Raw genomic sequence first — 12,588 nt, 5'->3', positions numbered from 1 at the left:
ATCTCTGCCTCTGATCTCCGCCCGTAGATCGGTTTTATCTCATCAGATAGAATACCCGTTATCCTTTGCAGACCTGCTTTCAGCAGCGCCTCTCCGGAGATGGTCTGGAAACGGTCTTTTATCAGAGTAACGCCATTGATGCCCGCAAGAATGTTTTCGCACAGCAGAACGCCTGTTCCGAAGCATACACAGGGTGTTTGGACCAGACCGGGAATATTTTCAGGCTTCAGGGCATGGTATCCCGTAAGCCTCTCGATGTTTCCCTGCGACACCCGGTAAAGGGAGCAGAAGACCTCGCCCTTTTTTGCATCGATGAGGGGACAGAGATGACAACCTTCCATGAAGGCAAGGGGGAACGAGAGGGCATCGAGGGTCGGGACGCCCGTGATGGGGATGTTGAGAGCGGAGTTGATGCCCTTGCAAAATGCCAGGGCTACCCTGATCCCGGTGAATGAACCGGGTCCAAGCGTTACAATCATGTTTGTTATGTCATCGATCCTGTATCCGTTGTCCGTGAGTATTCCGGAAACCATAACCGGCAGTATCTCGGAGGGGGCTCTCCTGTTTTTGCTGCGTCTTTCCGCGATGATCGTACTGTCTTCGGCGAGGACGAGATTGAGGGAATCGAGGGAATTATCGATGCCGAATGTGAGTCTATTTTCCAACAACGATCCTCATGATATCGTTAAAGAAGGCAAGGACCATGACCGCAACGAGGATACCCATGCCGATCTTCTGGGCGACATCAACCCATCGCTGGGACATCCTTCTCCGTGTTATGAGCTCGATTATATGAAAGAGTATATGCCCGCCATCGAGGACAGGTATAGGAAGGAGATTGACGATCCCGAGATTGATGCTGATGATCGCCACAAAATAGATGAGGCTTGTCACGCCCTCCTTTGCCTGCTTGCCGGCAACCTGAAGGATCAGCAAGGGGCCGCCGACGTTCTTCGGTGAGATGCTGCCCATCACGAGCTTCACGATACCCATAACGGTTATCCTCGAGAGATTGTATGTTTGATAGAAGCCCTTGGTAGCTGCCTCCGTGAGGGTATCCTTTTTTGGTATCATTTCGCTTGAAGCGGTGATGCCTATGACCCTGCGCTTGATCGTCTCCCCGAAGATGTTCTTACTCTCTGTCTCTTTTGGGGTAATGACTACGTTTATCGGGCTGCCGTTTCTGTTTACCGTGAAACGGAGAGCGCCCGATCGGGCGTCCATCATGGTTTCCATGATGTCAGACCACTCATTGATCTCTCTTCCTTCGATGTTGACGATAATATCCCCTTCTTTGATGCCTGCCTCATAGGCGGGATAGCCTTTTTCCACACCGCCTACCTTCGTTGAGAGGACGCTGTATCCGCTGACAAAGACAATACAGAAAAGAAAGGCTGCAAAGATGAGATTGAAGAATGGGCCGGAAAAGGCGATGAGGATCTTTGTGAGCGGAGGCTTATGCGCGTAGGACCTCGGGATATCTTCCTCCTGTACCTCTTCGTCGGGTGATTCGCCGAGCAGCTTGACATACCCGCCGAGAGGGACCAGGGACAGGGCGTACTCTGTTTCGCCTTTCTTAAAACTCAGGAGCTTTTTCCCGAACCCCAGCGAAAAGGTTAAGACCTTGACGTTCACAAGCCGTGCGGCAAGGAAATGGCCAAGCTCGTGAACCAGTATAAGAAGGCTCAAAGCGATAATTCCGTAAATGATGTTCATTACCATAGGTTACCTCAAGGTGTCTTGAATTTGTTCTCTGTATATGTTGTTGCCCACCGGTGGATCTCCCAGATCGTCCCGGTATCTTCTATCACGGCCTGCCTCGGGTGATGCTCAAGGGTATCTTCCACGAGTGCAGGTATGTCGGTGAACCGTATCCTGCCTTCCATAAAGGCCTGGGATGCGACCTCGTTCGATGCGTTAAGCGTAATGAGGGCGCTGTCCCCGGACGCGAGCGCGTCGTATGCGAGCCGCAGTGACGGGAACCGTTCCAGATCCGGTGTGTGGAATGTTAATGTCGAGATATCTTCAAGACTCAAAGGACTGAAGGTAAGAGGATTCCGCGCACCCTCGTTGATCGCGTAGGCAATCGGTATCTTCATGTCCGGATAGGCCATATACGCGATAAAGGAATGGTCGACAAGCTCCACGATCCCATGGAGTATGCTCTCAGGATGAATTATGACCCTGATCCGTGACGGTTCAATATTAAAGAGCCACCGCGCTTCAATCACCTCAAGCCCTTTGTTCATGAGGGTTGCAGAATCAAGGGTGATCTTCTGACCCATCTTCCAGGTGGGGTGATTAAGCGCCTCCTCAGGCTTTACGCCTTCCAGGGCATCTTTGTCAAATTTTCTGAATGGTCCGCCTGACGCGGTGATCATGATTGTCTTTAATTCCCTTTTTTTAACCGTCTTCAATAGCTGATAGAGCGCTGAATGCTCGCTGTCCACGGGTATCAGCCTTGCCGCATCTTTTTTGACCATTCGCGTGATGATCCTTCCGGCCATGACAAGACTTTCCTTGTTGGCAAGGGCGAGGACCTTGTGACAGCGGAATGTCTCCAGGGACGGTTCGAGTCCGATGCTTCCCGGCAGGGCATTGACAACAATGTGGGCATCCATGCCTATCATTGCCTTCATTCCGTCGATGCCGGTGAAGAGCTTGTTCCTGTCAAAGCACACCTTATTCTTCTGTTCCTTATCGTAGATACACACATACCGGGGTTTGAACTTCTCTATCTGCTGGTTCAGGAGGTCTGCCTGCCCCTTGCACGCGAGGCCAAAGACCTCAAAGGTATCCTGCTGCTGGGCGATCACTTCCAGGGTAGCCCTGCCGATTGAGCCTGTAGAACCGAGTATCAGAATTTTTTTCTTCACGCACTATACCTCATTGGTGTTTAGTCCGGATGATTCCCCGTAGCTCGCTGCAAGGCAGTTCATTCGGAAATTGGAAATTGGCAATTGGCAATTGTTTTTCGTCATCGTATCCCTGCCAGATAGTAATACAGGAACGGCGCCGTAAAAATGAAGCTGTCGATCCTGTCAAGGATCCCGCCGTGTCCCGGGATGAGGGAGGAAGAATCCTTTGTCTCTGACAATCTTTTTCCGAGTGATTCGAGGATATCGCCGAGCTGTCCGAGGAGACCGATGATACACCCTATCGCCAGAGACTCCCGGACGGTTATGCCTATCAGTGTATGCGATACAACGATGATTATCATGCTCCCCAGGATTGCCCCGCAGAGACCTTCAACGGTTTTTTTCGGGCTGATGCGGGGAACAAGAGGTATTTTACCAAAGGCCTTTCCCGCAAAGTATGCGCTTGTGTCGCTTGCCCAGAGCGCGAAAAGAAAGATAAGGGGAAGGCTGTTGCGAAGCTCTTTGAGCTTGTATATATAGAAGAGCGGCAGCATTATAAAGATACCGCCGAAAAGAAGCACCATAATGCCGAGAAATATATCCCTGTTTGCAGTCTCCTTTTTGCCTTCTCCGAGGCAGATCTGAATAAGCATATAGACAATGGCAAGAAGGAGGAGGGCGGGTAGATAGAGGCCGATGGCCCCGAAATAAAGCGGTACGGCGCCCGCAAGGGCAAGGAAGAGGAGGAGGTATCTTGGGCCTGCTTTTACCATCACTGCCAGCTCACTGATCCCCAGGAGGGCAATGATCAGGAGGAATATAAAGAACCATTGCAATGGGAGAAAAAAGAAGAGGAGGACAACGATCGGTGCGAGGCATATGCCTGTTATGACTCTTTTCCGCAGCTCTCCCACTTAGTCTTCCTTCACCTTTCCGAAACGTCTTTCCCGCTTTGCGAAGTCCCGCAATGCTGCCATGTATGCCTTTCTCCTGAAATCAGGCCAGAGCACATCCGTCACGTATATCTCCGTGTACGCAACCTGCCAGAGGAGAAAATTACTGAGTCTCATCTCCCCGCTTGTCCTGATGAGGAGATCAGGGTCGGGCATACCCTTTGTATAGAGATACCGGCCGAAGAGCCGTTCGTCTATCTTCCTGATCATGCCGTTCTTCGTCTCCTCAGCGATACGTTTTACCGCTGAGATGATCTCTTTTCTGCCGCTGTAACTCAGGGCGATGTTCAGGTGGAGCCTTTTGTTCCGCGCCGTCCGTGTCATCACCTCGTCGAGCTTGACCTGCAATGCCCTGGGAAAATCTCTTTTTTCACCAAGCACATTAAACCGTATCCCCTTTTCCAGCATCATGGGGAGCTCCTTTTCCAGATAGAAGCCTAAGAATTCAAGAAGCGTCTTTACCTCATTTCTGGGCCTGGACCAGTTTTCCCGGGAAAAGGCATAGAGCGTGAGATAGGGTATGTCCAGTTCTCTCGTGATCTTTACTATTTCCCTGACAGATTCTATGCCGACGAGATGCCCTTCGGCCCTCTCGAGCCTTCGCTTTTTTGCCCACCTTCCATTTCCATCCATGATGATGGCAACGTGTGTGGGAAGCTTATTAATGTCTATGTTGGGCATGAATACAGTACGTGTCAGATCGACAGGATCTCTTTCTCTTTTTCCGAGTAGGTCTTCTCCGCCATCTCAATATATCTGTCGGTGAGTTTCTGGACTTCATCCTGATTTTTGTGCAGATCATCCTGTGAAAGCTGCTTATCCTTCTCCATCTTTTTCAGTTTTTCGTTGATGTCTCTCCTGACGTTTCGCATTGCAACCCTTGTGTTTTCAAGCATCTTATTGCCCAGCCTGGTAAGCTCCTTCCTCCGTTCCTCTGTCAATTTCGGAAAGGAAAGCCGGATGATCTTCCCGTCCGACATGGGATTGACGCCAAGGTCTGATTTCTGGATCGCCTTTTCAAGTTCACCGATGATCGAATTATCCCATGGCTGGATAGTGATGGTCCTGCTGTCCTGAACCCCGATGCTTGCCACCTGGTTGAGCGGCGTGGGTTGGTTGTAGTAGTCAACCTTGATATCTTCCAGGAGCGATACAGAAGCGACGCCGGTCCGCAATTTTGAAAAATCTTTCTTGAGCGTGGTAAGCGATTTTTTTAGTTTTTCTTCGAGTTCTTCCATTACCTCGCGATTCATGCTTTCCTCCTCACTATTGTCCCGATGTGTTCCCCGAGGACTGCTCTTTTCAGGTTATCCTTTTCCCTGATGTTCAATACAATGATGGGAAGGTTATTCTCCTTGCAGAGGGTAATTGCCGTCAGGTCCATGACCTGCAGGTCCCGGTTGAGTATATCCGTAAAGGTGATCTCCGGAAAGAATTTTGCATCCTTGCTGGTCTCCGGGTCTTTGTCGTATATACCGTTAACCTTCGTTGCTTTCATCAGTACGTCAGCCTTCATTTCGATAGCCCTCAATGCCGCCGCCGTATCGGTTGTAAAATAGGGGTTGCCGGTCCCGCAGGCAAAGATAACGATCTTCCTGTTTTGCAGGTGTTCGATGGCCATCTTCCTGTCGTAGGGCTCGGCCATTTTCTCGATCGAAAGGGCTGTCTGCAGACGCGCGGGCACGCCGAGCGTTTCCAGTGTATCCTGGAATGCAAGGGCGTTGATAACCGTTGCCAGCATCCCTATATAGTCACCGGTTACCCTGTCTATTCCATCCTTTTCCCCTTCTTTGCCTCTAAAGATGTTTCCTCCTCCGAGGACAATCCCTATCTCTATACCAAGTTCCCTGATCTCCTTCACCTGATTTGCTATCTCGAGGAGTATCCTGTGATCGATGCCGCCTTCTTTTGCCATGAGGGCTTCACCGCTTAATTTTAAAAGGATCCTTTTGTATTGCATACTATTTATGGGGCTCACGTCGTTTCCTCCAGTTAATATCGTGAAAGGTGAAAAACCCTCGTAATTCGTGAATCGTAATTCGTAATTGGATGAACCCCTTGAAAGGTGAAAGGTGAAAGAGGCAGTGAATAGTGAACGGTGAATAGTGAACAGTAAGAGACAAAAGGTACCGAAGAGACAATACGAACGGCTGACGTGCTGAGATATTTTGTTTCTGCTCTTCTCATCTTTTGCTCTTTTTTCCGCCTCACGAGTTTGTTGCCATGAGCCATGAGCTATCAGCTATGAGCTGCATTTCATTCCTCGATCGTTTCGCCGAGTTGGAACCTTATAAACCTGTTGACGAGTATCTTTTCGCCCATCTTTACTATAAGCTCTTCAAGGAGCTCTGTCACCGTCATATCGGGATTTTTGATGAATGACTGTTCAATGAGGCATACCTCCTGGTAGAATTTCTCCAGCTTTCCTTCGGCGATCTTATCAACGATCTTTTCAGGCTTTCCGGATTCAAGGGCCTGTTTCCGGTAGATATTCTTTTCTTTTTCTATCACCTCAGCGGGGATATCTTCCCTTTTGATATAAAACGGGTTTGATGCCGTTATCTGCATGGCAATATCTTTCGCGAATTCCTGAAACTCTTTTGTGTTGGCAACAAAATCTGTTTCACAGTTTATTTCAACCATAGTGCCGACCTTTCCGCCTGTATGGATGTATGACGCTATGAGACCTTCTGATGCAACTTTTCCCATACGTTTTTGCAATTTGGCAAGCCCTTTTTCCCGCAGATATTCGATTGCTTTCTCCATATCTCCATTTGATTGTTTCAGCGCTTCCTTGCAATCCATAAGGCCAACGCCGGTTTTCTCTCTCAATTTTTTTACCGCTTCAGCAGTTATCTCCATGATAATCCTCCTACCTATTTTACGTCATAGTCGTCGTATTTTTCTTCAAAGACACTTTCATCAACAAACGGTTTCGGTTCTTCAGCCGATTCCTCTTTGGCCTGGAACTCCTCTAAGTAGAGGGCCTTTCCCTCAAGAACGGCATCGGCGATCTTCATGGTAATAAGTTTTATCGCCCTGATGGCATCATCGTTTCCGGGGATGACAAAATCAATATCATCGGGGTCACAATTTGTGTCGACGATACCTACCGTGGGTATGCCCAGTTTTTTTGCTTCGTTGACGGCGATATACTCCTTTTTCGGGTCAACGATGTAAAGGGCGCCCGGCAGACGGTCCATAGCCTTGATGCCGCCTATGTTCTTTTCGAGCTTGTCGATCTCTTTTTCTATTCCGAATGCCTCTTTTTTGGGAAGGACCTTGAAGATATCGCCCTGTTTGAGTTCTTCATACTTGCGGAGTCTCTCGATGCTCTTTTCGATAGTCTGAAAGTTCGTCATGGTTCCGCCGAGCCACCTGTTATTCACATAGTATGCGCCGCAGCGGCCTGCCTCATCGGCAATAGATTCCTGGGCCTGTTTTTTGGTGCCCACGAAGAGGACGTAATCGTTATGGGAAGCGACCTCTTTGATGAAATTGTAGGCCTCCTTGAACATCTTCAGGGTCTTCTGCAGGTCGATGATGTAGATGCCGTTCCGCGCGCCGAATATGAAAGGTTTCATCTTGGGATTCCACCTTTTCGTCTGGTGTCCGAAATGTACGCCTGCTTCGAGTAGTTGTTTGATGGTGAGATTTGACATTAGACCTCCTGGTTTTTTCTTCCGCCTTTCGCACTTTAATACCCGACAGTTCCCTGCACCCGGTTATTAATTGAAAGACGTGCAAAATGTGATGCGGATTATAAATACCATATGATTTCCAATATTTCAAGGAAAATTGTTATAGCGAAGGGCTGAGAGCTAAGAGCGGAGAGTAACAGCAAGGGGAATAACCAAACACCAATGACAAAATCGCCAATAACTAATAACAAAAAAAGTGAAAGGTGAAAAATGAAAGGTAATAGGTAATAGGTAAGAGGTAATAGGTGATGGGTAAGAGGTGATAGATAAGAGGTAATAGGTGATAGGTAAGAGGTAATAGGTGATAGGTAAGAGGTGTCATTGCGAGCGGAGCGTGGCAATCTCATTCAATTGGTCATACCCCTGAGATCGCCACGTCGCTTCGCTCCTCGCGATGACAAGAAAGGATGAAAGCTCCTCGCGATGACAAGAAAGGATGAAAGCTCCTCGCGATGACAGTAATATTCTGAACGTAGAACAGGTTTTATTTCTCGTCCTTCGTCCCGTGTCTCACGATCTGTAGTATATCGTAAATAGTAAGATACTTAGAGGGTTCTTTTGCAGTTCACTATATACTATATACTATTCACTGTTTCTTTCCCCTTACGCCTCCTGCCTCACGGGTGCGCCCCGCGCATATATTGAAAACATTGACGTTCTGTGGTATGTTGATGGTGTTTTTAAAAGAAAAAGGAGGATATGATGCCGTCGCTTACGAAGAAGACAGATGCAAGAAGGGCAAGGAAGAGGGTTAACCAGGGCAAAGCAAGAAAGAAAAAGATGTCGAAGGCGTCAACCCCGGTATTCCCGGTTCACGTAGAGAAAAAATGACCAACAGGGCGCTGAGATACGAGATAGGACCTATCAGGCCTCCCAATGAGGCATACAGTCTTCTCGTGAGGTTTACCAGGAACTGTTCCTGGAACCAGTGCGCCTTCTGCCACACATACAAAGAGCGGAAATTCGAGAAAAGGTCCTTCGATGAAATAAAGCGGGATATCGATACGATCAAAGAGATTGCAGACGATATCAAACAGATCTCATGGGAGAAAGGCTACGGCGGCACAATCACCGAAACCCTGGTAGAAGAGATATTCTCGAGCAATATCCACAACGAGTGTTATAAAAGCGTAGCGGTATGGTTATACTTCGGGGGTAAGCATGTCTTTATACAGGATGCAAACTCCCTCGCCATGAATCCCCAGGTCTTCATAGATTCGCTGAAATACCTCAAGGAGACCTTCCCGACTATCGACAGGGTGACGTCATATGCGCGCTCAAGGACGATAGCGAAAAGGGTGACCCTTGAAGACCTCAATAATATGAAGGATGCCGGACTTACAAGGCTTCATATCGGCCTTGAGTCAGGAAACAACTTTCTTCTGAAATTCATGAACAAAGGTGTTACCAGGGCAGAACATATTGAATGCGGCAGAAAGGTCAGGCAATCGGGGATCGAGCTCTCTGAATATGTTGTCCTCGGTATGGGAGGAAAACAGTGGTGGCGGGAACATGCCCTGGAGACAGCGGATGCCCTCAATAAGATCAATCCTGATTTTATACGGTTCAGAACGCTCAAGGTGTTAAAGACCATGCCCCTTTATGAAAAGCTGCAAAATAAGGATTTTTTTCTCCCCACCGAGGAAGACATCCTCATCGAGGAGAGGCTTCTGATAGAGAACCTGAAAGGGATAACGAGTTATATCAAAAGCGATCACATCCTCAACCTCCTTGAAGAGGTCGACGGCAAGCTGCCGGAGGATAAGGAAAAGATGTTGTCTGTCATAGATGATTATTTTTCTCTTACGCCTGAACAGAAGGTGACATACAGGTTCGGCAGGAGGTCGGGGATCTACCGGAGCATTAACGATCTCAACGATGAGCTCACCTATTTCAGGATCAGGAAGGCGATCAAGGAGATGGAAGACAAGGAACCCGGCAGTGTGGAAAAGACCATCTCACTTCTTCTGGAAAATTATATCTAATAAATCCGTAAGTCGTGAAAAGTGAAAGGTGAAAAATGAAAGGTAATAGGTGATAGGTAAGAGGTGATAGGTGATGGGTCATTGCGAGCGAAGCGTGGTGCAGTGTCATTGCGAGCACCTTTCCCTCTGTCATTGCGAGGAGCGGAGCGACGCGGCAATCTCATTCAATTGGTCATACCCCTGAGATCGCCACGGCTTCGCCTCGCGATGACAAGAAAGAGTATTGCTCCTCCTAAGAAACTTGCCCGGTCTCATGTGTCAAAAACAAGTTTCTTTTCTGATAACACCCGTCAGTATGGGGGTCAGATGCTCGCGATGACAGTAGTATTCTGATATCCAGCATCCAGCTACCAGTATCAAGCAATGAGCATCCAGCATCTTTTTTTTGCTGAACGTAGAACGTTGAACGTAGAACGTAGAACCGTCGTTTACTTATCCCTCAGCTTGTATCTCTGGATCTTGCCGGTTGATGTTGTGGGGAGTTCCTTTGTGAATTCGATCCACCGGGGGAATTTATAGGGTGCAATGCTCTTTTTGACAAAGAGCTGGATCTCTTTCGCCAGCTCCTCGCCCGGTTCATAGCCTTCCTTGAGGACAACGAAGGCCTTTGGTTTGATAAGATTATGATCATCTGCCTTTGCAACAACTGCGGCCTGAAGCACGGCAGGATGGGACATGAGGGTATCCTCGACCTCGACAGGTGAAACCCATATGCCGCCGACCTTCAGCATGTCATCACCCCGGCCGCAATAGTAGTAATAGCCGTCCTGGTCACGGTAATACTTATCTCCCGTGTTGAACCATTCCCCGAGCATCGACTGTTTTGTCTTTTCATGCTGGCGCCAGTAGAAGGCTGCGATGGATTCGCCTTTCACGAGGAGAGTCCCTACATCCCCGTCAGGCACTTCCTTCCCTTCGTCATCGACGATCTTTGCCGCGTAGCCCGGGACGATCTTTCCCGAACTGCCCGGCTTCACGTCGCCGGGGCGGTTTGAGATGAAGATGTGGAGGAGCTCTGTAGAGCCTATGCCGTCGAGGATCTCGGTGCCGAATCGTTTTTTCCACTCGTAAAATATCTCTTTTGGCAAGGCTTCGCCTGCCGATGTACAGATGCGCAGCGATGAGAGGTCGTATCTTTTCCCGGCGTCCTTGTTCTGCAGGAGGCTGGCATACAGCGTAGGCACGCCGAAAAAGACTGTTGGCCGGTATTTCGTGATCGTTTCAAAGATCGTCTCAGGGAAAGGACGTTCGCGGAGAAGTACGACCGATGCACCGACACCGAAAGGATAGAACATGCTGTTGCCGAGACCGTATGCAAAGAATAATTTCGAGGCAGAAAACAGGATGTCATCGGAGCGTAGCCCGAGTACCGACCTGGCGTAATTGTCGATGCAGGTAAAGATATCGTGCTGCAGATGCACGGCCGCCTTTGGCACACCGGTACTGCCCGAGGTGTAGTTCCAGAATGCCTCATCCTCAACTGTTGTATAGGCTGCCTTGAGTGTGTCCGAACAGCGGTCCACAATGTCATGGAAAGGGATATGATATCCCCGCGTCTTTTTGCCCACAACGATAGTGTTTTCGAGATAGAGAAACTTATCCTTCCAGCCTTCAACCTCTTCAAGGAAATCTTCATCGACGATGAGCGTATTTGCCCTGCTGTTGTTCAGGAGATAACGGTAATCGTCGGTCGTATACATATAATTGATCGGGACAGGTATGGCGCCGATCTTGACCGCTCCGTAGAAACTCGCAACCGCCTCAGGTGAGTCATAGAGGACCAGCAGGACACGCTGTCTCATGCGCACACCGAGGATGTGAAGGGCGTTTCCTACCCTGTTTATCATTTGCTGGACTTCCCGGTATGTGTATTTTTTTTCCTTATAGTAAATAGCTATCTTATCACCAAGGCCTTTATCGACATTCTCATCGATCAGCTTACTTGTGATGTTGTAGTACTGTGAAATATACTTTTCATATTTATACGGCCTATCCAATGTGACCTCCCGCAAAATATTTTTCTATGGCCTCGACGAGTCCCGGTATGTCATATCTTTTTGCCTCTATGGATATCCGGAGACCATGTGCCTCGAGTGTTTTTGTCGTAACAGGACCGATAGAAGCGATGATCACGCCTTTCAAAGTGGTCTTGCCATAAAGCTTGATAAAATTGGTGGCCGTTGATGAGCTTGTGAATGTGACGATATCCGGTTTTTCATCGAGTGGTTGTATCTTTTCCGGGAGATGGGTTCTATACACAGGTACAACATCACAGGCGCCGCCGTGTGTTCTGATGAATTGAACGATAACATCACGGGCCTCTGCCGCCCTCGGCAAAAGGAACCTGTTCCCCTTTACTGTAAGCTGACCGAGGGTCTCTATAATCCCTTCAGAGGTAAACTGACCTGGCATGTGATCGGGGATGACCCCCTTTGCAGAGAGAAGCGATGCAGTTGCATCACCAATGGGGATGACCTTGATGCCGTGGAGAGACCTGATGTCTTTTCCTTTTTTATAGAGTGTATCAAAGAAGACCGATACGGCGTTGACGCTCGTAAAGATGATGCAGTAATACGATTGCAGAGAATTGATTGCCTTCAATAGCCGTGTATTTGGTTTGATGTCCAGTATCTCTATCGTCGGTACATGGATCACCTGTGCACCCCTTTCGGTGAGCAGTCGTCCCAGCCTTATCGATTGGCGGGGCGCCCGTGTGACAGCAACCTTCTTTCCGAATAAGGACCTTTTTTCAAACCACGCAAGCTTGTCCCTGAGGCTTACGACGCTGCCGACGATAATGATGCCGGGGGGTTTGATATCGGCGTTTTTTACCAGTGAATCGATCAGCTTCAACGGTCCTGTTACGACCTTCTGCGTCGGCAGCGTGCCTGACTGTATAATACACGCAGGTGTGTCGGGATCCTTGCCTTCTCTGATCAAGCGCCTGGCGATGATATTAAGGTTTTTGATGCCCATGAGGAATACGAGGGTCTCAGGGCCATTGGCCAATTCATGCCACCTGATCGTAGAGGCTGTTTTCTTCTCGTCCTCGTGGCCTGTAATAAATGCTACCGTTGACGCATGATCCCGG

At 48.7% G+C, this 12,588-nt stretch carries 13 protein-coding genes; 2 read left to right on the top strand and 11 right to left on the bottom strand.

Translation table 11 applies throughout. The features are described 5' to 3' along the window. The 9 genes from tsaB to rpsB all read right to left on the bottom strand — a co-directional run. The coding region (tsaB, locus tag PHU49_08635; GenBank protein MDD5244070.1) for a tRNA (adenosine(37)-N6)-threonylcarbamoyltransferase complex dimerization subunit type 1 TsaB at nt 1-665 on the bottom strand (665 nt) is incomplete at its 3' end. Further along, nucleotides 655-1,722, bottom strand: coding sequence for an RIP metalloprotease RseP (gene rseP / locus PHU49_08630; protein MDD5244069.1), 1,068 nt, complete (start codon nt 1,720-1,722; stop codon nt 655-657). The genes tsaB and rseP, both read right to left, overlap by 11 nt. A gap of 8 nt (nt 1,723-1,730) precedes the next feature. Then, on the bottom strand, nt 1,731-2,876 hold the full coding sequence (gene dxr, locus PHU49_08625) for a 1-deoxy-D-xylulose-5-phosphate reductoisomerase (protein ID MDD5244068.1): 1,146 nt from the start codon (nt 2,874-2,876) through the stop codon (nt 1,731-1,733). A 101-nt stretch (nt 2,877-2,977) separates the two neighbouring features. Next, nucleotides 2,978-3,772 (bottom strand): phosphatidate cytidylyltransferase, encoded by a 795-nt coding sequence (locus PHU49_08620; GenBank protein ID MDD5244067.1) that lies wholly within the window; start codon nt 3,770-3,772, stop codon nt 2,978-2,980. After that, nucleotides 3,773-4,492 carry an isoprenyl transferase gene (locus tag PHU49_08615; protein ID MDD5244066.1) on the bottom strand — a complete coding sequence of 240 codons (720 nt, stop codon included), beginning with the start codon at nt 4,490-4,492 and terminating at the stop codon, nt 3,773-3,775. It abuts the gene before it with no gap. 14 nt (nt 4,493-4,506) lie between these two features. Next, on the bottom strand, nt 4,507-5,064 hold the full coding sequence (gene frr, locus PHU49_08610) for a ribosome recycling factor (GenBank protein MDD5244065.1): 558 nt from the start codon (nt 5,062-5,064) through the stop codon (nt 4,507-4,509). Continuing rightward, nucleotides 5,061-5,789, bottom strand: a complete 729-nt coding sequence (gene pyrH, locus PHU49_08605) for a UMP kinase (GenBank protein MDD5244064.1) — start codon at nt 5,787-5,789, stop codon at nt 5,061-5,063. Before pyrH ends, frr begins: the two co-directional genes overlap by 4 nt. Before the next feature lie 278 nt (nt 5,790-6,067). Continuing rightward, nucleotides 6,068-6,673 carry a translation elongation factor Ts gene (gene tsf / locus PHU49_08600; protein ID MDD5244063.1) on the bottom strand — a complete coding sequence of 202 codons (606 nt, stop codon included), beginning with the start codon at nt 6,671-6,673 and terminating at the stop codon, nt 6,068-6,070. A 14-nt stretch (nt 6,674-6,687) separates the two neighbouring features. Continuing rightward, the gene (gene rpsB / locus PHU49_08595; GenBank protein ID MDD5244062.1) at nt 6,688-7,473 is read right to left on the bottom strand and encodes a 30S ribosomal protein S2; all 786 of its coding nucleotides are present in this window, start codon (nt 7,471-7,473) and stop codon (nt 6,688-6,690) included. 738 nt (nt 7,474-8,211) lie between these two features. Here rpsB and PHU49_08590 point away from each other — a divergent pair. Both PHU49_08590 and PHU49_08585 read left to right on the top strand, forming a co-directional pair. Next, nucleotides 8,212-8,343 (top strand): hypothetical protein, encoded by a 132-nt coding sequence (locus PHU49_08590; GenBank protein ID MDD5244061.1) that lies wholly within the window; start codon nt 8,212-8,214, stop codon nt 8,341-8,343. Beyond that, nucleotides 8,340-9,497, top strand: coding sequence for a radical SAM protein (locus tag PHU49_08585; GenBank protein MDD5244060.1), 1,158 nt, complete (start codon nt 8,340-8,342; stop codon nt 9,495-9,497). The genes PHU49_08590 and PHU49_08585 overlap by 4 nt, the downstream gene beginning before the upstream one ends. Nucleotides 9,498-9,925: 428 nt before the next feature. Here the strand turns inward: PHU49_08585 and PHU49_08580 are convergent, their stop codons facing one another. Together PHU49_08580 and PHU49_08575 are read right to left on the bottom strand one after the other, a co-directional pair. After that, nucleotides 9,926-11,494 (bottom strand): benzoate-CoA ligase family protein, encoded by a 1,569-nt coding sequence (locus tag PHU49_08580; protein MDD5244059.1) that lies wholly within the window; start codon nt 11,492-11,494, stop codon nt 9,926-9,928. Further along, nucleotides 11,487-12,588: uroporphyrinogen-III synthase (locus tag PHU49_08575; GenBank protein MDD5244058.1), on the bottom strand; the 1,102-nt coding region annotated here is incomplete at its 5' end. The genes PHU49_08580 and PHU49_08575, both read right to left, overlap by 8 nt.

Source organism: Syntrophorhabdaceae bacterium, assembly GCA_028713955.1.
In the GTDB taxonomy this organism is placed as follows: Bacteria; Desulfobacterota; Syntrophorhabdia; order Syntrophorhabdales; family Syntrophorhabdaceae; genus UBA5609.
The sequence above is the reverse complement of the archived record's forward strand: the minus strand, read 5'-3'. Positions and strand labels throughout refer to the sequence as shown.